Raw genomic sequence first — 24471 nt, 5'->3', positions numbered from 1 at the left:
TCGTCGAAGCGCATGCGACGAAGTCGCGAGTCTCGACGGCTCGGACGCGAGACACCAGGGGGCCGCGAACACGCAGCGCCGCAGGCGCTGCAAATTAGACACTGCGTTGTAGATCACGCGGGTGCCCCGTGGCATCGGCGCAGCATCGGCCGATATCCTCGGGACGTAACGTCTGGTACCCGCTTGCCCGGGACTGGAACGACATCGAGAGGACAACGTTGACCTCGAGAAGCGTCAACCCTGACAACTCTGCCTCGGGTGACCCCGCGCCCGCACGCCTGACGGTGGGAATCGTCTCGGCGGGACGCGTCGGCTCCGCCCTGGGCGCGGCACTGGAGCGAGCCGGACACGTGGTGTTCGGCGTCGCTGCCATATCCGATGCCTCCGTGCACCGGGCGCGCACTCGACTTCCGGATTCGGAGATCCTGCCCGTCGAGGAGGTGGCCGCCCGCAGCGAACTGCTGCTGCTGGCCGTGCCCGATGCCGAATTGCCCGGTCTGGTGCGCGGTCTGGCCTCCGCCGGTGTGGTCCGGCCGGGCACGATCGTCGCGCACACCTCCGGCGCCAATGGCGTCGGCCTGCTGGCTCCGCTGGCCGAGCGCGGCGCACTGCCGCTGGCCATCCATCCCGCGATGACCTTTACCGGACACGATGAGGATGTCGCCCGGCTCGGCAACGCCTGCTTCGGCATTACCGCCGCCGACGAGATCGGTTTCGCCATCGCACAATCGCTGGTGATCGAGATGGGCGGCGAGCCGGTCCGGGTGCAGGAAGAGAATCGCCAGCTTTATCACGCCGCACTCGCGCACGGCAGTAATCACCTGGTCACGGTGATCCTGGACGCGGTGGACGCATTGCGCGCCGCGCTCGCGGGTCCCGGTCTGCTCGGCCAGCAGATCGTCGATGATCAGCCCAACGGTCTGGCCGAGCGATTGCTCGCCCCCTTGGCCTCGGCTGCACTCGACAACGCGCTGCGCCGCGGGCAGACCGCGCTGACCGGTCCGGTGGCCCGTGGCGACGCGGATGCCGTCGCGGCGCATCTGGCCGCGCTGGCGGCCGTCGATACCCGGCTGGCCGCGGGCTATCGTGCCATGTCGCTGCGCACGGCCGAGCGCGCGAAGACCAATCCGGCTCTGATCGAGCTGCTGGAAGGAGGCCGATAGTGGATCCGAAATTTGCCCGGTGTGAGCGACGGGCCCGGAGGCGGCAGCGTGCGTAACCACGTAGGGCCCCACGAGCGCCAAATCGGGCCCAGCGCCTACCGGCGCGGTGAGCTGACCGTGCACCACGATCCCGAGGTGATCGCCGCGGTCTCGAAGGCCCTGCGCGGTGTCGGACGCACGGTCGGACTGGTGCCGACGATGGGCGCGCTGCACGAGGGGCACCTCGAGATCGTGCGCCGGGCCAAGCGGACCAATCAGGTGGTCATCGTCTCGATCTTCGTCAATCCCCTGCAGTTCGGCGCGAACGAGGATCTGGACAAGTACCCGCGCACCCTCGACGCCGATGTGGAGCTGTTGCGCGCGGAGGGGGTGGAGCTGGTATTCGCGCCGAGCGCGTCCGATATGTACCCAGACGGCCCGCGCACTACCGTGCACCCCGGCCCGATCGGCGCCGAGCTCGAAGGCGCCAGCCGTCCAACGCATTTCGCGGGCATGCTGACCGTGGTCGCCAAGCTGCTGAATATCGCGCGCCCGACCGAGGCGTTCTTCGGTGAGAAGGACTATCAGCAGCTCACGCTGATCCGGCAGCTGGTGCGCGATCTGAATATGGATGTGCGGATCGTCGCGCTGCCGACGGTTCGCGAACCCGACGGACTCGCGCTCTCCTCCCGAAATCGGTATCTGGATGCGGCGCAGCGCGAATCGGCGCTGGCGCTGTCCGCGGCGCTGTCCGCGGGGCGGCATGCGGGCGCACTCGGCGCGGATGCCGTGCTCACGGCCGCGCGTGCGGTGCTCGACGCCGCCCCGGGTGTCGATGTCGATTACCTCGAACTGCGCTCGTCCACACTCGGTCCGACCCCGGCGAACGGCAATGCGCGGCTGCTCGTCGCCGCCAAGGTCGGCGCCACCCGCCTGATCGACAACACTGCCGTCGCACTCGGCGCACCCGTCGGCAGTGTTGTTTCGAGCGACCTGCAAGCAGTCGCTGGCGACGGCCATCCCACACTTCCCGATTCGCGCACCGCCGCGACCGACTCCCAGCCTGCCAAGGCCAACATTTAGGAAAGGCGACAGCGATGTTGCGCACCATGATGAAGTCGAAGATCCATCGCGCCACGGTGACCCACGCCGATCTGCACTATGTCGGTTCGGTGACCGTCGACCAGGATCTGCTCGACGCCGCCGATCTGCTCGAGGGCGAGCAGGTCTGCATCGTCGATATCGACAATGGCGCCCGGCTGGAGACCTATGTGATCGCCGGTGAACGCGGTTCGGGTGTTATCGGGATCAATGGCGCCGCGGCACATCTCGTACATCCGGGCGATCTGGTCATTCTGATCGCCTACGGCATGATGGATGAGCAGGAGCTGAAGGAGTACGCGCCGAAGGTTGTCTTCGTTGACGAGCGCAATCGGCCGACCGATCTCGGCGCCGATCCGGCGCACGCGCCGGATGGTTCCGGTCTGGTCAGCCCGCGCTCGCTGACCACCGTCTGATGCTACTGACCATTGATGTCCGAAATACGAGCATCGAGCTCGGATTGTTCTCGGGCAGTGGTAGTCACGCGAAGCTGGTACGGCACTGGCGGATGCATACCAATCCGCTGCTGACCGCCGATGAATTCGCCATGCAGGTGCGCGGGTTGGTCGGTACGCAGGTGGAAGAGATCATCGGAGTTTCGGCGCTGTCCACGGTGCCGCCGGTACTGCGCGAGATCCGATCGATGCTTACTCGCTATTGGGATCATGTACCGCATGTGGTGGTGGAACCCGGCGTGCGAACGGGTATTCCGCTGCTGGTCGACAATCCCAAGGAAATCGGCGCCGATCGCATCGTGAACACCCTTGCCGCACATCATCGTTTCGGCACGGCCGCGATTGTCGTGGATTTCGGCACCGCCACCACCGTTGATCTGGTATCGGCGAAGGGCGAGTTTCTCGGCGGGGTACTCGCACCGGGTGTGGAGATCTCCAGTGAGGCGCTGATCGAGCGCGCCGCATTGCGCCGGGTCGAGTTGGCCCGGCCGCGTTCGGTGGTCGGCAAGAACACCGTCGAAGCCATCCAATCCGGGGCGATTTTCGGCTTCGCGGGTTTGGTGGACGGCCTGATCGATCGGATTCGCGATGAATTCGACGCGTTCGCCGGTGACGATGTCGCGGTGGTCGCGACCGGCACCGCCGCACCGTTGATCGTGCCGGAATCGGAGACCATCGACCACCATGAGCCGCATCTCACGTTGACCGGATTGCGCCTGGTCTACGAGCGCAATCAGCGCCGTAAGGGTGGTTGATCTGCCCACCCGGGGTGCGCGCGCATGACCGGCCGCTTTGCCGTCGGTTTTTGCGCTGCTACACTCGCTCCCGTGTTTTCCCGCGTGCGCACCCAGGAGTGTTGTCGAGGCTGACCTGCCTCGACCGATCGAGGCTGACCAAGTCCCTCGACCGTTGACATACTCCTGGAGATTCGCTCATGCGTTCTTCTGTTCTTTCCGTCAATTCCGCACGTAGCGCCCTGACGGCCACCCCGCCGCTCGATCGTGCTGTCTCTTCCGCATTACCCACCCGCCTGCGTCCCGCCGATTTGCTCCGACTGACCGACGAGGGCGCCGAAGACGTACTCGCGGGACGCTACGACCATCTGTTGCCAGCCAATGGAATTTGGCCCGTCGAGGAGCGCTGGGCCACCCGGCTGCTCGCCGATGACGAGGTCGATGTCTGGCTGATCAGTTGGACACCGGGCAAGTCCACCGAATTGCACGACCACGCCGGATCACTCGGCGCACTGACCGTGCTTAGTGGCGCGCTCTCGGAATTTCGCTGGAACGGAACGGAACTGCGCCGCCGCACGCTGACCGCGGGCGACCAGGCATCTTTTCCGATCGGCTGGGTGCACGACGTAATGCGCGCACCGGCCGCCGCCGGCGACTCCTTGCCGGCCGCCGGAAACGGCACGGCTGAATCGGTCGGGCCGCTCGATCCCACCCTCAGCGTGCACGCCTATTCGCCGCCGCTCACCGCCATGTCCTATTACGAGGTGACCGGTCACGGCACCTTGCGCCGCACCCGAACCGTCCTCACCGACCAGCCCGAAGGTGATATGTAATGACCCGTTTGACCATCGATCAGATGCTCGAGAACGCACGGGCCCGGCTGAACCGCGTCTATGCCTTCGAAACGCCGAAGGCGGTCGACCGGGGCGCGATTCTGGTGGATATCCGGCCGCAGGCCCAGCGGGCCCGTGAGGGCGCACTGCCGGGTGCGCTGGTGATCGAACGGAATGTCCTGGAATGGCGCCTGGACCCGTCGAGTTCGGCCCGGTTGGCGCTGGCCACCGATCACGATGTGGAATGGATCATCGTCTGCTCGGAGGGCTATACCTCCAGTCTCGCCGCCGCGGCGCTACAGGAACTCGGGCTGCATCGGGCCACCGATGTGATCGGCGGCTATCAGGCTTTGAAGGCGGCCAGCCTGCTCGCGGTCGGCGTCCGTGCGCCGCACTTCGCCCGTGAGGTCGAGGCGCTGGCAACGCTCTAATTAGGGCGCAAACCACTTCCATCTCGAAACATAGCGGCGCGCAATGGCTTTCGGTCCGGCGCCGGTGCGCGCCCGGTATTCGCCGTGCCGGACAACGCCGGAAAACGGGCCGTTGTGGCCCGTTCCTGGCGCTGTCGATTCGGCTCCGGCCGGTCATCCCCGGGCGGCCCGCAAATCGATTTCCAGTGCCCGCTAGGGTTGTTGAACGTGAGCACCCCGAACACGCCTTCATCCGGTCGCTCCGCGGGTTCGGTTCCTGCGGGGCAAACCAACCGTCCCGCGCACGCCGCGGACGACGTTCCGGAGCAGATGCGGATTCGGCGCGAGAAGCGCGAGCGGCTGATCGCCGATGGTGGTGAGGCCTATCCGGTGGTGGTGCCGCGCACACATACCCTCGGCGAAATTCGGGCCGCCTATCCGGCGCTGGAGCCGGATAGCCAGACCGGTTTGCAGGTCGGTGTGGTCGGCCGCGTCATATTCATGCGCAATACCGGCAAGCTATGTTTCGCGACGCTGCAGGAGGGGGACGGCACCAAACTGCAGGCGATGATCAGTCTCAACAGCGTCGGCGCCGATGCGCTCGCGGCCTGGAAGGCCGATGTCGACCTCGGTGACTTCGTTTTCGTGCACGGTGAGGTGATCTCCTCGAAGACCGGGGAATTGAGCGTTATGGCCGATTCCTGGTCGATGTCGGCCAAGGCCCTGCGGCCGCTGCCGGTGGCGCATAAGGAGATGAACGAGGAGTCGCGGGTACGGCAGCGCTATGTCGATCTGATCGTGCGTCCCGAGGCCAGGGAAATGGCCAGGACCAGGGTCGCGGTGGTCCGCGCGATGCGCAATGCGCTCGAGCGGCGCGGCTTCCTCGAGGTGGAGACGCCGATGCTGCAGACGCTGCACGGCGGTGCGGCGGCGCGGCCGTTCAGCACCCATTCCAACGCCCTCGATATGGATCTCTACCTGCGAATTGCGCCGGAACTGTTCCTCAAGAGATGTGTGGTCGGCGGCCTGGAACAGGTCTTCGAGATCAACAGGAACTTCCGCAACGAGGGCGCGGACTCCACACATTCCCCGGAGTTCGCAATGCTCGAAACGTATCAGGCTTACGGCACCTACGATGACTCCGCGCGGATGGTTCGGGAATTGGTGCAGGAAGTTGCCGAAGAGGTCTTCGGTACCCAGGTGGTGACACTTGCAGATGGCACCGAATACGATCTCCGCGGCGAGTGGGCAACGGTGGAGATGTACCCATCGCTCTCCGACGCACTTGGCGTATCAGTGACACCGGAAACGTCGATCGAGGAATTGCGAGCGCTTGCCGATCGGGTCGGTCTGGAAATTCCCGAGGACAAGGGCTATGGCCACGGCAAACTGGTCGAAGAACTGTGGGAGCACCAGTATGGTGACAAGCTCTACGCACCGACTTTCGTACGCGACTTCCCGGTGGAGACATCTCCGCTGACGCGGCAGCATCGCAGCAAGCCCGGAGTTACCGAGAAGTGGGATCTCTATGTGCGCGGCTTCGAGTTGGCAACTGGCTATTCGGAGTTGGTCGATCCGGTGATCCAGCGTGAGCGGTTCGTGGATCAGGCGCGGTTGGCCGCACAGGGTGATGACGAAGCTATGGTGCTCGATGAGGACTTCCTTGCCGCGATGGAGCACGGCATGCCTCCGACAACGGGTACCGGTATGGGAATCGATCGCTTGTTGATGGCACTGACGGGATTGGGAATCCGGGAAACGATACTGTTCCCAATTGTGCGTCCAGTCACTCGCTGACGATCGGATTGCATAGCTCGGCCCTCGTCTTGGAATTTTCGGAATTCGGGGTATTCTTGCCTCGGGTAATCGGCCTAGTATGCGGGTCGCACGATTTCGAGAGGACGTTCATCTCATGGCAAAGAAGGTCACCGTTAGCCTGATCGACGATGTCGATGGTGAGTCCATCGCGGACGAGACCATTGAGTTTGCGATCGACGGTGTGTCGTACGAGATCGACCTGTCGTCGGCAAATGCGGCAAAGCTGCGCGACGGGCTGGAAGAGTGGGTTTCGAGTGCTCGGCGCGTCAGTGGTCGGCGCCGGGTCAAGGCCGCGGTCGCTGCTCCGGGTGCTGCGAAGAGCCGGGTCTCGATCGATCGTGAACAAAGCGCTGCAATTCGCGAGTGGGCGCGCCGGAATGGACACAAGGTGTCCGCGCGTGGGCGTATCTCGGCTGACATCACCGATGCGTACAACAAGGCCGCGAAGGGCTGAGTTCTTATTTTATTGGGCCGCCGCCCGGGCGAATCGTGCGACGCCGGGGCGGCGGCTCGTTTGTGATAGGCCTTCGATATGAAGATGGCCGAGAGTCGATTCGATCTTGCTCGCGGTACCAGGACGCGGCACCATGGAACTGTGCGTAGGGCGTCACTGGCGGTATGGAGAGATGAGGTATCGGCGCAGTGACTGGTTTCATCGGATCGTTGTTGCGATTCACTGATGACTCGGGTCGTCAGCAGGAGCTGATGCTCACCCCCGACCAGGAGCGCGTCACCATCGGGCGCTCCCCGCAGGCCGATCTGGCGCTGCGCTGGGACGCCGAGGTCTCGCGTCTGCATGCCGCGATCGAATACCTTGGCGCGCACTGGACAATCGTCGACGACGGCCTGTCTCGCAACGGCACCTTCGTCAACGGTGAACGACTCGTCGGCCGCCGCCGCCTGATGGCGGGCGATCGCATCCGGGTCGGCACCTCGCTGGTTTCGTTCCACGAATTCGGGGGCGTCGCCGATGACGCGACCCGAACCTCGACCGGCGCCATTCCCACGCTGCGCTCGCTGACCGATACCCAGCGGTCGGTGCTCATCGCGCTGTGCCGCCCTTATAAGAACGGTGCGGGTTTCGCAACTCCGGCTTCCAATCAGCAGATCGCCGAGGAATTGTTCCTCAGTGTCGATGCGATCAAGACTCACCTGCGGGCACTGTTCGCCAAGTTCGGCGTGGAAAATCTGCCGCAGAATCAGAAAAGGGTCCGACTGGCCGGTTTGGCCATGCAGAGTGGATTGATCTCTGACCGAGACTTGTGAGCCCATTCCCTGCGGAGTGTGGACGCTGGCTTAGGTAGCCGAGCTTCTCAACCATGGATGGTCTCGACGGCAACCGGTGTACTTGACTCATCATCGGACCGAGTAATTGGGACCAGGTCCGGGCTATGAGGCAGGAGAAATTCATGTTCGCGCTACGACTCGCCGCGCTGGTGGCGGCCACGCTCGCAACCGGCCTGATCGCGGGCGTCTTCTACGCTTATGCGACGTCGGTGATGCCCGCGCTGAATCGCACCGATGACCGCGCGATGATCGACGTGATGCAGAAGATCAACGTGGTCATCATCAACCCGTGGTTCATGATCGGGTTCATGGGCACGGTCGGGTTCACCGTCCTGGCGGCCGCACTGCACCTGGGCAAGGAGCATCGCACCACGCTGATCTGGCTCGGTATTGCCCTGGCGCTCAATGTGATCGCCTTCGCGGTCACCTCCGGATCGAATGTGCCGCTCAATGATCAACTGGCGGCCGCGGGCGATCCGGCTCAGATCGCCGATCTGGCCAAGGTGCGCGCCGATTTCGAATCCGCTTGGGTGCGTTGGAATATCATTCGGGCGATCCTGCACACGCTGGCCTTCCTGGTGCTGAGCGGTGCGCTGTTCGTTGCCGGTATCCAGCACGGACGCACACAGGCCTCGGGTTCGGCTGCTACCCAGCAGGTTTCGCCGGCACAGCCGGTGCCCGCCGGAGTGCAGACCGCAGGTCAGCCGTACCGCGCGCCGATTATGGCCCAGCAGTCCGCATTTCGGTCGGCGGCCGGGCAGTACGCCGCGCACCCGGCGGGGGCGCAGCACCTCGGCTAGGACCGGGCTCGTACCCGACCGAGTCGCTCGCCCGGCCAACCGGACGCCAAGGCAGTCCTCGCGGTCGCCGTACTCCTACTCGCTATCTGTACCGCCGCCGGTGGGTCGATCACTGATCGACCCACCGGCGGCGGTTTTTGCGATGACAAGTGGCGAATCCGCCAGGGCGGAGCGCGTTCTCGCGGACCGATGCGCGGCGGGCACACCTGATTTCGTCATACTGGTCACCGCGCCCGGTGCTGTGGGCAATGCAGCCGCCACGGCCGCGGGAACGCCCCTGACGGCCGATCTACGGGCCGAAAACGGCTGACGCCGGCTGTCGGGTGCCGCGGAACCGGGACGGCAATCGCGCCCGCATTGATTCGGGTGTGACAATGCCGGTCACGCCGATGCCGCAGTTGGTCGCGGCCGGGAATCGGGCGAACACCGTGGTCACCACCGACCTGGAAGGCCGCCGAAAGGGGCAACCAGCCGAACGCGACCAGCTGGAAACCGGGAAGCGCCGCCAGTGCGCCGTAGCGAACGAACTTCTCACGATCGGGCCGCCCGCTCGTCTGCGCTTGGCACAATTGGATGACCAGGTAGTCGATCTTCGGCGACTTGACCGAAGTGCCTCCGTGACGGCCATAAGTTGCGCTACGTTCTGGAACAGGTTCCAGATTTTGGAGGTCTCCATGCGGCGTGTTCCAGGGTCTGCACTCGCTATCGCCGTACTCGCCGCGCTATGGGTCGGCGCGGCCGGTCCGGCGCAGGCGGAGTATCCGGTCGACTACAACTTTTTCGCGGGTATCCCGAATGAGCTGATCAGTCATGGTGGGTCGCTGCCGGGGTCGAACGACTGGTCGTGCCAGCCGAGTGCCGAGCATCCGAATCCGGTGGTGCTCGCGCACGGCACCGGCGGCGGTGCGCAGACCAATTGGGGCCTCTACGTGCCGCTGCTCGCCAACGAAGGTTACTGCGTCTTCTCGCTGACCTATGGCGCCCACGACCTGCCGTGGCCGATCTCGGCGGTGGGTGGGATGCTGCCGATCGAGCAGAGCGCAGTGCAGTTCGGCGCATTCGTGGATCGGGTGCTCGCGGCGACCGGAGCGGCCAAGGTGGACGTGGTCGGACATTCGCAGGGCACGGTCATGCCGAACTACTACGCGAAGCGCCTCGGCGGTGCGGGCAAGATCGATAAGTATGTATCGATCGCACCGGCCTGGCTCGGATCCAATGCGGGCGGCAGCGCGGATATGGCGGCCTTCGCCGACCGGCTCGGGGCCGGACCCTTCTTCCGTGCAGCGGTGGGTTCGCTGTGCCAGGCCTGTATCGAGCTGCTGCGCGACTCCGCATTCCTGACCGACCTCAATAGCGAGGGCGTATATGTCCCCGGCATCACCTACACCAACATCATGACCAGTCTCGACGAGATCGTCGTTCCCTACACCTCGGGCTTCGTCACCGGGCCGAATGCCACGAACATCGTCGTACAGGACGGCTGCGCCGCCGACTTCTCCGATCATCTGGCCATCGCGGGTAGCCCCCGCGCCGCCCGCTTCGTCCTGAATGCCCTCGATCCGGCGCATGCGCGCGAGGTACCGTGCGAATACGTGCCGCCGTTCACCGGCTAACGCCACGCCTGGGAAGCTCGGAGGGCGATTTCGCTGAGGGCAAAACCTGAGCGGAAACGTATCCCGCAACGAGCACGTTATGAGTGAATGACCGTGCTGTCGCCGGTCCCCAATAGGGTGGACTGGAGGCGGCGTAATCCCCTGCCAACTAGAGTGGAGGCCGGGGCCGCAACCCCCGGGCTTCATGGCAGGCTGACGCCAAAGAAGCGTCGGACGCCAGAATGTCGGAGCAGGAGAGTGAGGGAGCGATGTTCGAGAGGTTCACCGACCGCGCGAGGCGCGTCGTTGTCCTGGCCCAAGAAGAGGCCCGGATGCTCAACCACAACTACATCGGCACCGAGCACATCCTGCTTGGGTTGATCCACGAGGGCGAGGGCGTAGCGGCAAAGTCGCTGGAATCCCTTGGTATTTCGCTGGAGGGTGTGCGCAGCCAGGTGGAGGAGATCATCGGCCAGGGCCAGCAGGCCCCGTCCGGTCACATCCCGTTCACCCCGCGTGCCAAGAAGGTGCTGGAACTGAGCCTGCGCGAGGCGCTGCAGCTCGGCCACAACTACATCGGCACCGAGCACATTCTGCTCGGCCTGATCCGTGAAGGTGAGGGTGTCGCGGCGCAGGTGCTGGTGAAACTGGGTGCCGATCTCAATCGGGTGCGCCAGCAGGTCATCCAGCTGCTGTCCGGATATCAGGGCAAGGAACCGGTGGAATCCGGTTCGCGCGGCGAGGCCGGGACCCCGTCCACCTCGCTGGTGCTCGACCAATTCGGTCGCAACCTGACCCAGGCCGCCCTCGAGGGCAAGCTCGACCCGGTCATCGGCCGCTCGAAGGAAATCGAGCGCGTCATGCAGGTGCTGAGTCGCCGCACCAAGAACAACCCGGTCCTCATCGGCGAGCCCGGTGTCGGTAAGACCGCCGTGGTCGAGGGTCTGGCACAGGCCATCGTCAACGGTGAGGTCCCGGAGACGCTCAAGGATAAGCAGCTCTACACCCTCGACCTGGGTTCCCTGGTCGCGGGCAGCCGCTACCGCGGTGACTTCGAAGAGCGCCTGAAGAAGGTGCTCAAGGAGATCAACACCCGCGGCGACATCATCCTGTTCATCGATGAGCTGCACACGCTCGTCGGCGCGGGTGCCGCCGAGGGCGCCATCGACGCGGCCTCGATCCTGAAGCCGAAGCTGGCCCGCGGCGAGCTGCAGACCATCGGTGCGACCACCCTCGACGAGTACCGCAAGTACATCGAAAAGGACGCCGCCCTGGAGCGCCGGTTCCAGCCGGTGCAGGTCGGCGAGCCGACGGTCGAGCACACCATCAACATCCTCAAGGGTCTGCGCGACCGCTACGAGGCACACCACCGGGTGTCCATCACCGACGGTGCGCTGGTGGCCGCCGCGACGCTGGCCGACCGCTACATCAACGACCGGTTCCTGCCGGACAAGGCGATCGACCTGATCGACGAGGCCGGTGCGCGTATGCGCATCCGTCGCATGACGGCTCCGCCGGACCTGCGCGAATTCGACGACAAGATCGCCGATGCGCGCCGGGAGAAGGAAAGCGCCATCGACGCGCAGGACTTCGAGAAGGCGGCGCGACTGCGCGATAAGGAAAAGCAGCTGGTCGCCAAGCGCGCCGAGCGCGAAAAGCAGTGGCGCTCCGGTGATCTTGATGTCGTGGCCGAGGTCGACGACGAGCAGATCGCGGAAGTGCTGGCCAACTGGACCGGTATTCCGGTGTTCAAGCTCACCGAGGAGGAGACCACCCGTCTGCTCCGCATGGAGGACGAGCTGCACAAGCGGATCATCGGCCAGGAGGATGCGGTCAAGGCCGTCTCCAAGGCGATCCGTCGCACCCGTGCCGGTCTGAAGGATCCCAAGCGTCCCTCGGGCTCGTTCATCTTCGCCGGTCCGTCCGGTGTCGGTAAGACCGAGCTGTCCAAGGCGCTGGCGAACTTCCTGTTCGGCGACGACGACGCGCTCATCCAGATCGATATGGGCGAGTTCCACGACCGCTTCACCGCATCGCGGCTCTTCGGTGCCCCGCCCGGGTACGTGGGCTACGAAGAGGGCGGCCAGCTCACCGAGAAGGTGCGCCGCAAGCCGTTCTCGGTCGTTTTGTTCGACGAGATCGAAAAGGCACATCAGGAGATCTACAACACCCTGTTGCAGGTCCTCGAGGACGGTCGTCTCACCGACGGTCAGGGTCGCACGGTCGACTTCAAGAACACCGTGCTGATCTTCACCTCGAACCTGGGTACCTCGGATATCTCCAAGGCCGTCGGCCTGGGCTTCACCCAGTCCAACGCCGAGGGTTCGAACTACGAGCGGATGAAGCTCAAGGTCAACGACGAGCTGAAGAAACACTTCCGTCCCGAGTTCCTCAACCGCATCGACGACGTGATCGTCTTCCACCAGCTGACCACGGACCAGATCGTGGAGATGGTGGACCTGATGATCGGCCGCGTCGCCACGCAGCTGAAGAACAAGGACATGGAGATCGAGCTGTCCCCGCAGGGCAAGGCACTGCTCGCCAAGCGCGGCTTCGATCCGGTGCTCGGCGCCCGGCCGCTGCGCCGGACCATCCAGCGCGAGATCGAGGACCAGCTGTCGGAGAAGATCCTCTTCGGCGAGATCGGTCCGGGTCAGACCATCGTGGTCGACGTCGAGGGCTGGGACGGCGAGGGCTCCGGCGAGAACGCCAAGTTCACCTTCACCGGTAAGGCGAAGCTGACCAAGGCGCCCGCGACGGAGGAGAAGCCGGAGGTCGTGCTCACGGGTGCCGGCGAAGGCACCGTGGCCGAGGCCGCCAGCGAATAGGCTCGTACGGCTGGAAGATGCCGCCCACCGGATTTCCGGTGGGCGGCATTTTTCTGGAATTCGCAGGTTTGCGCAGCGGCGTACCGTGGTGAGCGTTCATCGAATAACAATCACGGGGGTGCTGGATGACAAATTCAGATCAGACGCTGATCGCCGTACTGCTGGATCGCTCGGGTTCCATGCAATCGATCAAATCCGATACCGAGGGCGGCTTCGATGCCTACATCGAGGAGCAGCGCAAGGTGCCGAAGACGACGCTGGTGACGCTCGCGCAATTCGATACCGAATACGAACTGGTCTATGCGAATCGGCCCATCGGCGAGGTGCCGCCGCTGAGCCTGCAACCGCGCGGCGGTACCGCGCTCTATGACGCGCTGGGGCGGCTCGTGACCGACGTCGGCACCGAACTCGCCGCCCGGCCCGAGCATGAGCGTCCGGGCACGGTGATCGTCGTGGTGCTCACCGACGGGCACGAGAATTCCAGTCTGGAGTGGACGCATGCTGCGGTGCGGGCGCTGATCACCCAGCAGCAGGAGGTGTACGCCTGGGACTTCGTCTTCCTCGGCGCGAATATGGACGCGGTGGCCGTCGGCTCTGAACTGGGCTTCGATCCGCGTCGCTCGCTTACCTACGGTGCGACACCGGCTGGTACGGCCGGTGTATTCGCTTCAGCGGCGGCGTATTCGGCGCGGCGCAGTATGGCCGCGCCCGGACAGGCAGTGGCCGGTTTCACCGATGCCGAACGGCGGGCGGCGAATCCGGACGGTCAGTAGTTTCCGGATTGGTGCGGGCGCGCTATATCAGCGCAACGCCGCGGCCGCGAGAATTGGCGACCGCGGCGTTGCGCACCAGCGGTTAGACAGTGGAATTCGCGAACCGGGCCAGTGCCGGGGCGAAGGCATCGGCCAGTTCGCCCGGGACGATCAGTTCATCGATTCCGTACTTCTCCCTGCGGTATTCGAGCACCTCGGCGATGGTCGCCGGATCGCGGTCCAGCACACTCGCCGATCCGGCCGCCCGCAGGCCAGCCGCGGTGAGACCGAGCCGCTTGCTCAGCCAGAACGGCAGCTTATCGCCGATGCCGACCAATTGGTGGGTGAAGCGCACATCGCGATCGGTGTTGTCGCGGACCACCCGGACCATCTCGGCGAGATCGGCCTCGGTGGCCTCCGGCCCGGCGGCCAGTAGTACCCGATCGGCGAAATCCGATGCGACAGTGAGCATTCGAGGTCCGTTCGCGGCGACGATGATCGGCGGCGCCGGATCGACCTGTTCGCGTACCGCCCGCACGGTGGCGATGAGTTGCGCACGGCGCTCGGCCGCCGAACCCCAAGGCATACCGAGCCGTTCGGCCTCCGCACGCGCATCGGGACGCCCCGACCCGATGCCGAGTTCGAATCGCTGGTCCGAAAGCAGTTGCAATGCGGCGATTTCCCGCACCGTGACGGCTGGGGCGCGCAGCGGAGCGGCCAGCACGTTCGGACGCAGCCGGACCGTGGTGGTCACCGCCGCGGCGGCTGCGAGCGCAGGGAAGGGCGAAGGGGTGTTCAGTGTGTCCGGGAGCAGGATGGTGCGGTAGCCCTGTTGCTCGGCGCCGCGTGCCGCGCGGGCCCATTCGGCACCCGAGCGGGGTGTGATGACGATTCCGAAGGTCATGCTCATGGTGTGGTCTCCCGTGATTCGGGTCGAATGATCATTGGTTCGAATGACGACCGTGTGCTGGTGGCCGATATCTATCGGGCAAACGTTCGTTGCGATGCCCGCCGCACGTGGGCTAGGGCGGCGGGTCGTCGAAACGCTTGTGGCTCAAGTCGTGGGACTTTCCCCGCGCGTTTTGCCTACGCGTTCGCGAAGTACCGCCAGTCGGCTCCGATATTGGTCCTCAGTGATCTCACCGCGGGCGAATGCAGTACGCAGCGCATCGATTCCGCTCTGGTGTCCCCAGAACCGCCGCCGCGCGAAGACGACAATCACAACGAAGGTGATCCAGAACAGCAATGGAAAGATCCAGAAGAACGGCCAGGGATGCCAGCGGTCGTCATAGTGATCGGCCAAAAAGGTCATGGCCTCGGGTTGTGTGAAAATGTTCATGCCCCAACCCTGCTCCGGACACCGCCTGGCGGACATCGGCCTGCCGACGATATTCGTCCTACGCCTGTACGCGTATGCGTTGGGTCGGGAAGCGCCGCCGACGCCGGATATGCCCATTGTTCGCTGGTCGGTGACACCGCGCGTAGGGCGCAGTTGGCCAGGACGTTGCTGGCGTCGTCCGGTGACGACGATCAGCGAATCGACCGCGCACCGTTGGTCGAAGCAGCACCCCGCCATCCGGGGTGTTCGGCTGCCGCGAGGGGTACGCAGACTCGGCAAATGGACTGTCTCGCATAGCCACTGGGCTCCTCGCACACCTTATGCGATATGCGAGGAGCCGGGAAGTCAGGCGAGGGCGGCGTCGAGGGTGATGTTGTCCACTCCGGCGAGGGCCTTGCTGACCGGGCAGCCCGCCTTGGCGGCGGCCGCGGCGGCGGCGAAACCGTCGGCGTCCAGGCCGGCGACCCGCCCGCGGACGGTCAGTTTGATGGCGTTGATGCGGAAACCGCCATCGGGGTCCGGGCCGAGGGTCACGTCGGCGGTGACATCAAGGGTCTCGGGAGTGCCACCCGCATTGGCGATCTGCGCCGAAAGGGCCATGGCGAAGCAGGAGGAGTGGGCGGCCGCGATCAGTTCCTCGGGGCTGGTGGTGCCATCGGCATCGTCGGCAGCGCGCTTGGGGAAGGAGACGTCGTACTTACCGACACCGGAACTGGCCAGCTCGACCTGGCCGGAACCGTCCTGAAGGCCGCCGGTCCAAGCGGTGCGCGCGGTACGTGTGGGCATCACAGTCCTTTCGACAATGTGTGAATCACGATTCGCAGACGAACCTACCCTCGCCGCGGCTGCGACGGGTTCGAAGGCTCCAGCCCGTGTGTGCTTACCGCTCGGCCGGTTCCGCGGTGCGCTGGTCGAGTTGTTCGAGGACCATCGGCCAGGCCTGTGCATGCCGGTCGCGAGCGGCCTCGTCGGCAAATCCCGCATGTGCCAGGCGAAGTCGGGTGCCGGAATCCTTCGGCGTGAATTCGATCGTCACCACGGTTTCGGTCCCCTCGGTGCCGCCGGCACCGGTCACCCAGGTCAGTTCGGCCAAGTGGTCCGGTACCAGGCGCAGGAACCGTCCGTAGTGCGGGCTGCGCATGCCCTCATATTCGGTTTCGAAGAAGAACGGCTCGTTCACGGTGGGGCGCATGAGCACCGAGCCGGGGGCCGCGAACCACTGGTCGAACCGCTCGGTCCAGGCACGGTAGAGCACCGGCGGCGGCGCGGCCATCGCGCGCTCGACCTCGAGCCCATAGGGCCGCGAGGACAGATCGGGTACCCGCACCGGTTCGACCATGGTTCGGACTGTACCGCCGCGCGTCCTCATTCCGGATTGGTGACGCGCGCGAGCACGATGCCGCCGAGGATCAGCGATAGCGATAACAGGCGACCCGCGCTCAGCGGATCCTTATTGACCACCACGCCGAGGCCGATGGCCCCGACCGCGCCGATTCCGGTGAAGATCGCATATGCGGTGCCGACCGGCAGTGTCTGCATGGCCCGCGACAGCAGGTACACCGCGACCGCGCCGAGTACGAAGCAGATGATGGTGGGGACGAGGCGGGTGAAATTCTCGGTCGGCTTGATGCTCTGCGACCAGATGATCTCCACCAGTCCGGCGACGCCGAGAACAATCCAATTCATCGGTATTCCCATCCTTTCGAGCCGTCGCTAGCGGCCGGCCAGCTTGTGCGCGGATTCCATTGCGGCGGACAGGGAATCGTCGTGTTTGCCGCGCAAATGCGCCAGCGCCGGGTCCTGTCGGGCATTGGCGAGTTCGGCATTGACGAATACGGTGTCGGTGACGGCGAAATGGCCAGCGAAGAAGTCGCGCAGATAGCGCTCCTGATAGTCGAAGGCCGCCTTCGGTGCGCCGGGCGCGTAGGACCCGCCGCGTGCGGTGGTGACGACGAATCGTCTGTCGCCCAATGACATTCGCGGAAAGGTCACCTGGTCCAGCCAGGCCTTGAGCGCGGCCGGGATCGAGTAGTTGTACATCGGGGTGCCGATCAGGATCACGTCGGCGGCCAGCAGCTCGGCCAGCAGCGGTTGCACGATCGACCAGGCGGCGGACTGTTCCGGTGTATGGACCAATTCGGCGAGGCGGTCCAGATCGGTCGTGGGCTGGGCGAGGACGGCGTCACACAGTTCGGTCCATGCCTCGTCGATGAAGGGCACCGGCTCGGCTGCCAGGTCGCGGTAGATATAGCCGCCGTCGGGATTCGCGGCGCGCCAAGCCTCGGCGAATTCGGCGCTCAGTTCCCGGCTGATGGAACGGCGCCGGGCGCTGGCATCCAGATGCAACAACGTGCTCATGATCGGCCTCTTCTGTAACGACGGAACTAACTGGACATTGTGTCCAGTTGGTGACGAGGTCGACTCTAGCCACAACTGGACATTCTGTCCACTTACTTCGGATATCGAGTACAGTCGGGGTCATGACCAGCGATACGGACCTGCTCGGCGGGCATTCGGCCGTGCCGCCGACCGAGCGGGCGGATGCGGCCCGCAATCGGGCCAAGGTGCTCGCCGCTGCCGCCGAACTGTTCGCCACTCGGGACCCGCGCACCGTGACGATGGATGACATCGCCAAGGCGGCCGGGGTCGGGCGTGGCACGCTGTATCGCCGCTACCCGGATAAGAATTCGATCGCGGTCGCATTGCTCGACGAACATGAACGCGCCTTGCAGGAGAAGCTGCTGCGCGGTGATCCGCCGCTCGGCCCCGGTGCCCCACCAGCAGAACGGCTCGCCGCCTTCTATGCTGCGATGGTCGAATTACTCGACGGGCATGCGGATTTGGTGCTCGGCGCGGAGACCGGTGGTGCGCGATTCGCGACCGGTGCGTATAGCTTCTGGTTTCTGCATATGCGGTCACTGCTGGTGGCCGGGGGCATCGAGGAACCGGATGCCATGGTCGATCCGCTGCTCGCGCCGCTGGCCGCCGAGGTCTACCAGCATCAGCGCGGACGTGGCCTCAGTACCGCCCAGATCACCGCGGCACTGACCGAGCTGGCCCATTCCGTGCTTTCCGATCGCCCCGGAAACCGCGAAAACCGCTGACGAACTGTTGTCCGCCAACGGTTTCGGTGCCTGGTGGATCAGACCATATCGCGCCGGTGCACCAGCCACATCGTGGCCGCCGCGAAGAGTGCCACATACGCCACCAGCGCGATGAGCGACTGGGTCCGCGACAGGATGTCGAGCACCCCCGGTGTCGATGGCCCGTCCACGGTCCGCATCGCCCCGGCCATCGAGCCCGCCGCGGTCCCGGGCAGATGATCGGTGAGCACCTCGAGCGGGCTGAAGATGGCCGCGACACCGCGCAGCAGGTTCTCCACCACCAGCACCCAGACCAGGCCGAGGCCGACGGCCAGCGCCGGACCGCGGGCGATGGCCCCGATCAGTGCGCCCGCCAACGTCCACATCCCGAGAATCGCTGTGCCGGTGATGATTCCGTTCACCGCCTGGCCGAGGTCAGGCAGTGCGAGCGACTGGGATCGGGTTGTCGCGATGATCGAGGCGACCCCGAGATCCACCACGAACGCGACGCATACCAGCGCGATAACCGTGAGCGCCAGGCCGATCAGCGTGCCGCTGATCGCATTGGTCCGCGACGGCCCCTGGGTGAGCACGGTTTTCCAAGTACCCCAGCCATATCCGCTGCCAATGGTCAGCGCGCCGAGAATGAGCATCAACGCACCACCGAACATCGCCATGCCCTGGGTGAATACCTCGGGCACCGCCGCGGGCAACATCTGGTGCAGCAGTACGTCTTTCGGCACACCATTCGACATTGTCCGCATATCGCCGGAGGTGTAGGCGAGATAATTGAACAGGTAGGCGAACGTGAGATTCAGCAGAATCCAGGTGCCGAGAATGATCCAGAACGCTGGCCACTTGCGCAGTCGCAGCATTTCCGCCTTCGTGCTCGCCAGCAGATCTTTCATTGCCTGCCCATTCATTTCACCGGCTCCAGTTGGGTCATTTCGATGAACACTTCCTCCAGGGACTTTTCATCGGTCCGCAGTTCCAGCAGATCCGCGCCCGATTCGACGACCGCGCGCGCGACCGCAGGGGCGGTGGCCGCACCGGCCTCGATCCGAATACCGCCCGCGGTCAGCAATGCCGAGCGCTCGCCGACCACCCGGCGCACCGCGGGGAATGCCACCTCCAGTGGTTCGGCTCGCAGCAAAAGTGAAGAGGCGCCGCGCAATTCGGTGACCGTGGACTCGGTGAGCAGCTTGCCGCCGGAGATCACCCCGACGTGATGGCAGATCTCCTGCACTTCGCTCAACATATGGCTGGACAGCAGGACGGTATGCCCGTCCCCAGCGAGAGTCGTGATGAGTTCGCGCATTTCGGCCATGCCCTGTGGGTCGAGGCCATTGGTCGGCTCATCCAGGATCAGCAGATCGGGGCCGCCGAGCAGGGCCGCGCCGACGCCGAGGCGCTGCTTCATACCGAGGGAGTAGGTGCGGAATTTATCGTCGGCACGGTTGGCGAGGCCGACGCGGTCGAGCGCCTCCGCCACGTCGGCACTGTCGAGGCCGCGGTACTTCGCGAGCACCCGCAGGTTATCGCGACCGGTGAGATAGGGATAGAAGCCGGGACCCTCGATGAGGACGCCGATGCGACGAACCACCGCCGGATCGCCGGGCGGGTGTCCGAGCACGGTGGCGGTACCGGCGCTGGGGCGGATCAATCCGACCAGCATGCGCAGCGTGGTCGTTTTACCCGCCCCGTTCGGGCCGAGGAAGCCGTAGATCTCGCCGGGTGCGACAGTCATATGGACGCCGTCGACGGCGGTGTGGGTGCCGTAGCGTTTGGTCAACCCCGCGGTGACCACGATGGAATCTGTCATGTACCGAGAATCCGCTTCCGACCAGGGCCGACACATCCGTCGCGCGGCGACGTTCGACCTACGTACCGCGGCCTACGAAGCACCGTGATACCGGACGCGACGACTGATTTCGTGAGCACCCGGGCGACTCGTCGCCGAACGCGCAGAAACTGGCTGTCACCTCGGCCGTCGGCCCGCGACGCGATTGTCGGGGCACCAACGGCGGGCCAGATATTCGGGGAGGCGGGGGAGCATACGTAGCGCGATGGACGTCTCAGCGGGGTCGGGCTAATAGGCTGCAAGTGTGACAGCGCCAGGGGAATCGAAACGTGGTCCGGTCGTGCAGGACTGGGTCCTCGCGCTCGTCGTCGCGGTGATCCAGCTCGGTGGGGGCCGCAATGCCAACCTGCGTCAGACCGGAGTGCACACGATCGACGCACTCGGCTATGTGCTGTTGCTCGTCGGGCCGGTCGCATTGCTGCTGCGGCGTTCGTATCCGCAGCCGGTGTTGCTCGTGACGATCGCGTCCTGCGCGGTGTACCTATTGCGCGGCTACGGCTATGGCCCGATCTTCATTTCGCTGGTGATCGCGTTCATCTCCGCCGCGATCGTCGGATCACGCTGGTGGACATATCCGCTTGCCCCGATCGGCTATCTCGCACTGGTCTGGCCGCTGCCCGCGATCGTCGGACATCCCGCGAATCCCTGGCTGGCATTCGGGATGATCGCCTGGCTCGGTGTGCTCGTCGCGATCGCGGAGGGGATTCGTCAGCGCCAGGCGGTGCTGGTGGCGCGCAGGCAGCGCGCCGAGGCGGCGCGCCGCGATGCGGAGGCACAGCGCGAACGGCGGGCCAGCGAGGAGCGCCTTGCCATCGCGCGTGAGCTGCACGACGTACTGGCACACAGTCTTTCGCTGATCAATGTGCAGTCCTCGGTGGCACTCGAGCTGTTCGACAAGAAGCCGCAGCAGGCCCGATCGGCGCTGGCGGCGATCAAGACGGCGAGTAAGGACGCGCTGGCCGAGGTGCATACGCTCTTGCATTCGATCCGCAACGGCAGCTCGCCGCCGGACACGCAGGACGTGCGCGAATCCGGCGCCGACAGCGCGTCCGAATCCGCGATCGGACACCGCGATTCCGAACGGGCCCAAGACAATTCGACTGTCCACACCAACGGTGCCGCCGAAGCGCGGCCGCCCGCCCCGCGCAGCCCCGCACCGAGCATCGAGGATCTGGACGCACTGTTGCAGCGCGCCCGCGCCGCCGGTCTCACCGTCGACACCCGCATTATCGGCACCGCCCACAAATTGCCGAGCGTCGTCGATGTGGCGGCGGCGCGCATCATTCAGGAATCGCTGACCAATGTGGTCCGGCACGCGCCGGGCGCCCCGGCCGCGGTGACCGTGCGCTATGCCGCCGATTCGGTCGAGATCACCATCGACAATGCCCGCGCCAGCACGCCACAATCGAAGTCCGGAACGAGCGGGGGCAATGGCATTCTCGGCATGCGCGAGCGCGCACATGCCCTCGGCGGCCAGCTCATCGCGGGTCCACGGCCGAGCGGCGGGTTCCGGGTGGTGGCCCGGCTACCGTCCCGGGTGGGGGCACCGAAGGAGGCGCAATGAACAAGGAGACGGGTGGGATTCGGGTAGTGGTCGCCGACGATCAGGCCCTGGTACGCGGCGGATTCGTCGCGCTGCTCGAGGCGCAGGACGGTATCGAGGTGGTCGGCGAGGCCGATAACGGTGAACAGGCCGTCCGGATGACCCGCAGTCTGATCCCGGATGTGGTCCTGATGGATATCCGAATGCCGGTTCTGGACGGCCTCGCCGCCACCCGCATGATCGCCGAGGATCCGAAGCTCGCCGGGGTGAAGGTCGTCGTACTGACCACCTTCGAACTCGACGAGTACGTCTTCGAGGCAATGCGCGCCGGTGCGACCGGTTTCCTGGTCAAGCACACCGAACCCGCCGACCTGGTCCGCGCCGTCCGAGTGGTGGCCGCCGGTGACGCCCTGCTCTCACCCGGCGTCACCCGCCGCCTCATCGCCGAATTCTCCGCCCACGCCAAACAGCCGCCACCGGCCGCCTTCACCGAACTCACCGACCGCGAACGTGAGGTCATGACCCTGGTCGCCGAGGGCCTTACCAATGCCGAAATCGGCGAACGCCTGTTCATGAGCCCCGCCACCGCCCGCACCCATGTCAGCCGCATTCTGATGAAGCTGGACGCCCGGGACCGCACCCAATTGGTGGTCATGGCCTACGAATCCGGCCTGGTCCGTCCCGGCTGGCACTGACCACACACACGGCTCAGGAGCGGAAGTATCGACGGGCACTCGGCCGGTACATTGCGGGGATGGCCACCAGGACGGCCAGGATGTGCGCGGTACGGAAGATTCCGGTGATCACCGCGGCGGCGGTGAGGTTATCGAACAGGTCGCCGATTTCCCTGGCGGATAACGTGGCCGCCAGCGGCTCGATGATCAGCGAGGCCATGCCGATCACGCCGATGCCGAAGGTGAGCACGATCCTGGCCCAGCGGGCGCCGCGCGCCATGTGGACGGCGACCCCGAGCACCACTAGATATATAACGCCGCGAACGGCCAGACCTGTTGTGAGAGAGCCGATATCGGCATTCGTCCGGTCCAATTGCACGGCGGTGTAGGTTATGGCCTCGCCGACACCGCACAGCAATGCGATGACGAGCCCGATGAATGCGACGGAAACCGAGCGCGGTGGGTGGGTGCGTGGCCGTATGGAAAAGGCAGTGCCGGTCATGACACCGACACTGCCCTTGGCAATCCGAATTCCGGATCAGCCTGCGGTAGTGACCGGCTCTCGTACCGGAGTGCTACCGCGCGTGGCGAATTCGGTGAGTGCCGCGAAACCGAGGCCGAGGCAGGCCCACAGCGTGGCCGTCTCGCCGAGCGACGCCGCACGGAACTGCCACAGCAGCGCGGCCGGGAAGTCGTCGGTCACCTCATTGATGCCCGGCAGCAGAATGTAGCCCAGCACGACGATCAGGACGAACGCACCGACCCCCGCGATCAGCCGGAGCGTATCGAGTTGCGCGGCAAGCAGTTTGTAGACGTACACCCCGATGCCGACCGCGGCCAGACCGAGCAGCACCGCCGCCAACCACAGCAGGGTCCGCTGGTTGATGGTGTCCGGATCGCCGACGGCGGGTGGATTGGCCGGGTACTTGAAGAACGGCACCGCCACGATCGCGGCCCAACCGGCCAGTGCCAGCCCGAGCGCGAGCTTCGGCCCCGACAGCGTGGAGTACCTGCGCGCGAAATACGCGACCGAACCGAATATGGCCCCGAGTGCGAGCCCGGCAAGTCCGAGCGCCAAGAATTGCCCCGCCTGCTGTCCGGACCGGCTGACCAGCGGCTCGTCCTCGTCACCGTGGGTATGCCCGGCCGGTTCCTGAGCGTGGTCGGCGGCCTTCTCCTTGGCGGTATTGGCCTCTTCGATGGCAATGGCGGCCTCGATTTTGGGCTCGCCGACGAAATAGCCCACTGTCGCGGCCAGCAGACCGGCGATGAGACCGGCCAGCAGGCCACGGAGCAGCAGGGTCTTGAGCGAACCGATCAATGGCACGGCACACCGAGCAGGTGACGTCCATCGTGCATCAGCTCGTGCAGGTACATCCCGCTGCGCGAGATGACACCCTGGTCGAAGCCGACCAGGTACAGGGTGAGCAGTGCGAGTAGAACGACGCCCACTGCGATGAGCAGCGTGCCGAGCGAATCGGTGGCCCGACTCGGTGAATGCGCGATAGCCATTCGAGTCCTCCTAGGGATGCGCGTCCCGTGAGTTGGTGATGCGAAGGTGCCGGTGTCTGGCTTTCCGGCACCAAGGACTCGGTGCAAGAACACAGTGGCGCGACCGCTTCGGAATCTCACCGAATTACCGCGTCACCCTCGCGTTTGTCATTCAAACTGTCGCATCTGGCCGCATCCGCCGTCAACACAACCGCGCCTTGCCCACCACGCGGTGGGGCGCGTCGCACGCCGGTGCTGGCCAGCGGATTTCAGGATGCGGACTTGCCCGCGACGTCCAGCACGACCTCGAACTCGAGCAGCGATGCACCCGTCGAAACCGGCTTCTGCCGCTCGCCCGCATGCGCCTCCCGCGCGGGTCCGTCGCGCCATGCCGCGAACGACTCCTCCGAATCCCACTGGGTCACAACGAAGTACCGGTTCTCCCCGGCCACCGGCCGCAGCAACTGGAAGCCGAGGAATCCGGGCGAGCCCTCGACCGCGTGCGCGCGATGGGCGAACCGCTTCTCCAACTCGGGGCCAGCGCCCTCTGGAACCTCGATCGCATTGATCTTCACAACAGCCATGGCTTCGACCATACGTCTGCCCCATTCGGCCACCCCGTAGCGCATGCGCTGGCGCGTCGACGCGCGACTCTGCCACTGGGGAAGCGAGTCTTACGAGCGACCCCGTTCACGCCGCCTCGCGTCCGGGAAGGAGCGGCCATCGAA

The 24471-nt window shown here is 65.4% G+C and carries 28 protein-coding genes; 16 read left to right on the top strand and 12 right to left on the bottom strand.

All coding sequences use genetic code 11. From position 1 onward, the window contains the following. Positions 1-218 precede the first annotated feature (218 nt). The 13 genes from ACWEO2_RS15820 (at position 219) to ACWEO2_RS15760 (ending at position 13773) form a co-directional block, all read left to right on the top strand. On the top strand, positions 219-1163 hold the full coding sequence (locus tag ACWEO2_RS15820) for a Rossmann-like and DUF2520 domain-containing protein (RefSeq protein ID WP_452405910.1): 945 nt from the start codon (positions 219-221) through the stop codon (positions 1161-1163). Positions 1164-1211: 48 nt separating this feature from the next. Then, complete coding sequence (panC, locus tag ACWEO2_RS15815) at positions 1212-2225, top strand: pantoate--beta-alanine ligase (RefSeq protein ID WP_452405909.1); 1014 nt, start codon at positions 1212-1214, stop codon at positions 2223-2225. A 14-nt stretch (positions 2226-2239) separates the two neighbouring features. Further along, positions 2240-2659 (top strand): aspartate 1-decarboxylase, encoded by a 420-nt coding sequence (gene panD / locus ACWEO2_RS15810; RefSeq protein ID WP_354961706.1) that lies wholly within the window; start codon positions 2240-2242, stop codon positions 2657-2659. After that, positions 2659-3453 carry a type III pantothenate kinase gene (locus ACWEO2_RS15805; protein ID WP_452405908.1) on the top strand — a complete coding sequence of 265 codons (795 nt, stop codon included), beginning with the start codon at positions 2659-2661 and terminating at the stop codon, positions 3451-3453. Before panD ends, ACWEO2_RS15805 begins: the two co-directional genes overlap by 1 nt. A gap of 221 nt (positions 3454-3674) precedes the next feature. Then, on the top strand, positions 3675-4265 hold the full coding sequence (locus ACWEO2_RS15800; RefSeq protein WP_452405939.1) for a cysteine dioxygenase: 591 nt from the start codon (positions 3675-3677) through the stop codon (positions 4263-4265). Positions 4266-4273: 8 nt separating this feature from the next. Continuing rightward, positions 4274-4696 carry a rhodanese-like domain-containing protein gene (locus tag ACWEO2_RS15795; RefSeq protein ID WP_354961711.1) on the top strand — a complete coding sequence of 141 codons (423 nt, stop codon included), beginning with the start codon at positions 4274-4276 and terminating at the stop codon, positions 4694-4696. 309 nt (positions 4697-5005) lie between these two features. Further along, entirely contained in the window at positions 5006-6472 is a 1467-nt protein-coding gene (lysS, locus tag ACWEO2_RS15790) for a lysine--tRNA ligase (protein WP_452405938.1), read from the top strand. Positions 6473-6587: 115 nt separating this feature from the next. Next, positions 6588-6947: a histone-like nucleoid-structuring protein Lsr2 gene (locus ACWEO2_RS15785; RefSeq protein WP_040686163.1), complete on the top strand. Its 360-nt coding sequence runs from the start codon at positions 6588-6590 to the stop codon at positions 6945-6947. 251 nt (positions 6948-7198) lie between these two features. Next, entirely contained in the window at positions 7199-7759 is a 561-nt protein-coding gene (locus tag ACWEO2_RS15780) for an FHA domain-containing protein (RefSeq protein ID WP_354961713.1), read from the top strand. Between the two features lie 143 nt (positions 7760-7902). Next, positions 7903-8580 carry an anthrone oxygenase family protein gene (locus ACWEO2_RS15775; protein WP_452405907.1) on the top strand — a complete coding sequence of 226 codons (678 nt, stop codon included), beginning with the start codon at positions 7903-7905 and terminating at the stop codon, positions 8578-8580. A 674-nt stretch (positions 8581-9254) separates the two neighbouring features. Continuing rightward, positions 9255-10193 carry an esterase/lipase family protein gene (locus ACWEO2_RS15770; protein ID WP_452405906.1) on the top strand — a complete coding sequence of 313 codons (939 nt, stop codon included), beginning with the start codon at positions 9255-9257 and terminating at the stop codon, positions 10191-10193. A gap of 248 nt (positions 10194-10441) precedes the next feature. Beyond that, complete coding sequence (locus ACWEO2_RS15765) at positions 10442-13000, top strand: ATP-dependent Clp protease ATP-binding subunit (protein ID WP_355185907.1); 2559 nt, start codon at positions 10442-10444, stop codon at positions 12998-13000. Between the two features lie 125 nt (positions 13001-13125). After that, on the top strand, positions 13126-13773 hold the full coding sequence (locus tag ACWEO2_RS15760; protein ID WP_452405905.1) for a vWA domain-containing protein: 648 nt from the start codon (positions 13126-13128) through the stop codon (positions 13771-13773). A gap of 82 nt (positions 13774-13855) precedes the next feature. Here ACWEO2_RS15760 and ACWEO2_RS15755 read toward each other — a convergent pair whose 3' ends face one another. From ACWEO2_RS15755 to ACWEO2_RS15730, 6 genes are all read right to left on the bottom strand, one after another. Continuing rightward, the gene (locus ACWEO2_RS15755) at positions 13856-14662 is read right to left on the bottom strand and encodes an LLM class flavin-dependent oxidoreductase (RefSeq protein WP_452405904.1); all 807 of its coding nucleotides are present in this window, start codon (positions 14660-14662) and stop codon (positions 13856-13858) included. Positions 14663-14806: 144 nt separating this feature from the next. Next, positions 14807-15091, bottom strand: coding sequence for a hypothetical protein (locus ACWEO2_RS15750; RefSeq protein WP_452405903.1), 285 nt, complete (start codon positions 15089-15091; stop codon positions 14807-14809). 345 nt (positions 15092-15436) lie between these two features. Beyond that, entirely contained in the window at positions 15437-15877 is a 441-nt protein-coding gene (locus ACWEO2_RS15745; RefSeq protein WP_355185915.1) for an OsmC family peroxiredoxin, read from the bottom strand. Positions 15878-15971: 94 nt separating this feature from the next. Next, positions 15972-16430 (bottom strand): SRPBCC family protein, encoded by a 459-nt coding sequence (locus tag ACWEO2_RS15740; RefSeq protein WP_354959958.1) that lies wholly within the window; start codon positions 16428-16430, stop codon positions 15972-15974. A gap of 26 nt (positions 16431-16456) precedes the next feature. Further along, positions 16457-16777: a DMT family transporter gene (locus ACWEO2_RS15735; RefSeq protein WP_452405902.1), complete on the bottom strand. Its 321-nt coding sequence runs from the start codon at positions 16775-16777 to the stop codon at positions 16457-16459. A gap of 27 nt (positions 16778-16804) precedes the next feature. Beyond that, on the bottom strand, positions 16805-17449 hold the full coding sequence (locus ACWEO2_RS15730; RefSeq protein ID WP_452405901.1) for an FMN-dependent NADH-azoreductase: 645 nt from the start codon (positions 17447-17449) through the stop codon (positions 16805-16807). 122 nt (positions 17450-17571) lie between these two features. On the opposite strand from ACWEO2_RS15730, the gene ACWEO2_RS15725 reads away from it, so the two are divergent. Then, positions 17572-18195, top strand: a complete 624-nt coding sequence (locus tag ACWEO2_RS15725; RefSeq protein ID WP_452405900.1) for a TetR/AcrR family transcriptional regulator — start codon at positions 17572-17574, stop codon at positions 18193-18195. Positions 18196-18233: 38 nt separating this feature from the next. Here the strand turns inward: ACWEO2_RS15725 and ACWEO2_RS15720 are convergent, their stop codons facing one another. Both ACWEO2_RS15720 and ACWEO2_RS15715 read right to left on the bottom strand, forming a co-directional pair. Beyond that, positions 18234-19082, bottom strand: a complete 849-nt coding sequence (locus ACWEO2_RS15720; protein WP_452405899.1) for an ABC transporter permease subunit — start codon at positions 19080-19082, stop codon at positions 18234-18236. Positions 19083-19093: 11 nt separating this feature from the next. Beyond that, a complete protein-coding gene (locus tag ACWEO2_RS15715; RefSeq protein WP_452405898.1) occupies positions 19094-19996 on the bottom strand; it encodes an ABC transporter ATP-binding protein in 903 nt (300 codons plus the stop codon). A gap of 283 nt (positions 19997-20279) precedes the next feature. Between ACWEO2_RS15715 and ACWEO2_RS15710 the strand changes: the two genes are divergently transcribed. Next, positions 20280-21599, top strand: coding sequence for a sensor histidine kinase (locus ACWEO2_RS15710; RefSeq protein WP_452405897.1), 1320 nt, complete (start codon positions 20280-20282; stop codon positions 21597-21599). After that, the gene (locus ACWEO2_RS15705) at positions 21596-22273 is read left to right on the top strand and encodes a response regulator transcription factor (protein ID WP_452405896.1); all 678 of its coding nucleotides are present in this window, start codon (positions 21596-21598) and stop codon (positions 22271-22273) included. The genes ACWEO2_RS15710 and ACWEO2_RS15705 overlap by 4 nt, the downstream gene beginning before the upstream one ends. A gap of 13 nt (positions 22274-22286) precedes the next feature. Here the strand turns inward: ACWEO2_RS15705 and ACWEO2_RS15700 are convergent, their stop codons facing one another. From ACWEO2_RS15700 to mhuD, 4 genes are all read right to left on the bottom strand, one after another. Beyond that, a complete protein-coding gene (locus tag ACWEO2_RS15700) occupies positions 22287-22754 on the bottom strand; it encodes a hypothetical protein (RefSeq protein WP_452405895.1) in 468 nt (155 codons plus the stop codon). A gap of 36 nt (positions 22755-22790) precedes the next feature. Next, positions 22791-23579 carry a CbtA family protein gene (locus ACWEO2_RS15695; RefSeq protein ID WP_452405894.1) on the bottom strand — a complete coding sequence of 263 codons (789 nt, stop codon included), beginning with the start codon at positions 23577-23579 and terminating at the stop codon, positions 22791-22793. Continuing rightward, the gene (locus tag ACWEO2_RS15690; protein WP_040686176.1) at positions 23570-23764 is read right to left on the bottom strand and encodes a CbtB domain-containing protein; all 195 of its coding nucleotides are present in this window, start codon (positions 23762-23764) and stop codon (positions 23570-23572) included. The genes ACWEO2_RS15695 and ACWEO2_RS15690 overlap by 10 nt, the downstream gene beginning before the upstream one ends. 248 nt (positions 23765-24012) lie before the next feature. Then, positions 24013-24327 (bottom strand): mycobilin-forming heme oxygenase MhuD, encoded by a 315-nt coding sequence (mhuD, locus tag ACWEO2_RS15685; protein WP_330250962.1) that lies wholly within the window; start codon positions 24325-24327, stop codon positions 24013-24015. Between the last annotated feature and the right edge of the window lie 144 nt (positions 24328-24471).

The sequence above is a fragment of the Nocardia sp. NPDC004278 genome, from assembly GCF_053602975.1.
This window is presented reverse-complemented; position numbering and strand designations above follow the sequence as displayed.

Coding starts and splice junctions, on each gene's coding strand:
- ACWEO2_RS15715 (WP_452405898.1), bottom strand. CDS start 19,996: ATGACAGATTCCATCGTGGTCACCGCGGGGTTGACCAAACGCTACGGC.
- ACWEO2_RS15750 (WP_452405903.1), bottom strand. CDS start 15,091: ATGAACATTTTCACACAACCCGAGGCCATGACCTTTTTGGCCGATCAC.
- lysS (WP_452405938.1), top strand. CDS start 5,006: ATGCGGATTCGGCGCGAGAAGCGCGAGCGGCTGATCGCCGATGGTGGT.
- ACWEO2_RS15690 (WP_040686176.1), bottom strand. CDS start 23,764: ATGGCTATCGCGCATTCACCGAGTCGGGCCACCGATTCGCTCGGCACG.
- ACWEO2_RS15745 (WP_355185915.1), bottom strand. CDS start 15,877: ATGCCCACACGTACCGCGCGCACCGCTTGGACCGGCGGCCTTCAGGAC.
- ACWEO2_RS15720 (WP_452405899.1), bottom strand. CDS start 19,082: ATGAAAGATCTGCTGGCGAGCACGAAGGCGGAAATGCTGCGACTGCGC.
- ACWEO2_RS15760 (WP_452405905.1), top strand. CDS start 13,126: ATGACAAATTCAGATCAGACGCTGATCGCCGTACTGCTGGATCGCTCG.
- ACWEO2_RS15705 (WP_452405896.1), top strand. CDS start 21,596: ATGAACAAGGAGACGGGTGGGATTCGGGTAGTGGTCGCCGACGATCAG.
- ACWEO2_RS15725 (WP_452405900.1), top strand. CDS start 17,572: ATGACCAGCGATACGGACCTGCTCGGCGGGCATTCGGCCGTGCCGCCG.
- panD (WP_354961706.1), top strand. CDS start 2,240: ATGTTGCGCACCATGATGAAGTCGAAGATCCATCGCGCCACGGTGACC.
- ACWEO2_RS15755 (WP_452405904.1), bottom strand. CDS start 14,662: ATGAGCATGACCTTCGGAATCGTCATCACACCCCGCTCGGGTGCCGAA.
- ACWEO2_RS15785 (WP_040686163.1), top strand. CDS start 6,588: ATGGCAAAGAAGGTCACCGTTAGCCTGATCGACGATGTCGATGGTGAG.
- ACWEO2_RS15735 (WP_452405902.1), bottom strand. CDS start 16,777: ATGAATTGGATTGTTCTCGGCGTCGCCGGACTGGTGGAGATCATCTGG.
- ACWEO2_RS15730 (WP_452405901.1), bottom strand. CDS start 17,449: ATGAGCACGTTGTTGCATCTGGATGCCAGCGCCCGGCGCCGTTCCATC.
- ACWEO2_RS15740 (WP_354959958.1), bottom strand. CDS start 16,430: ATGGTCGAACCGGTGCGGGTACCCGATCTGTCCTCGCGGCCCTATGGG.
- ACWEO2_RS15765 (WP_355185907.1), top strand. CDS start 10,442: ATGTTCGAGAGGTTCACCGACCGCGCGAGGCGCGTCGTTGTCCTGGCC.
- ACWEO2_RS15700 (WP_452405895.1), bottom strand. CDS start 22,754: ATGACCGGCACTGCCTTTTCCATACGGCCACGCACCCACCCACCGCGC.
- ACWEO2_RS15775 (WP_452405907.1), top strand. CDS start 7,903: ATGTTCGCGCTACGACTCGCCGCGCTGGTGGCGGCCACGCTCGCAACC.
- ACWEO2_RS15780 (WP_354961713.1), top strand. CDS start 7,199: ATGCTCACCCCCGACCAGGAGCGCGTCACCATCGGGCGCTCCCCGCAG.
- ACWEO2_RS15770 (WP_452405906.1), top strand. CDS start 9,255: ATGCGGCGTGTTCCAGGGTCTGCACTCGCTATCGCCGTACTCGCCGCG.
- mhuD (WP_330250962.1), bottom strand. CDS start 24,327: ATGGCTGTTGTGAAGATCAATGCGATCGAGGTTCCAGAGGGCGCTGGC.
- ACWEO2_RS15805 (WP_452405908.1), top strand. CDS start 2,659: ATGCTACTGACCATTGATGTCCGAAATACGAGCATCGAGCTCGGATTG.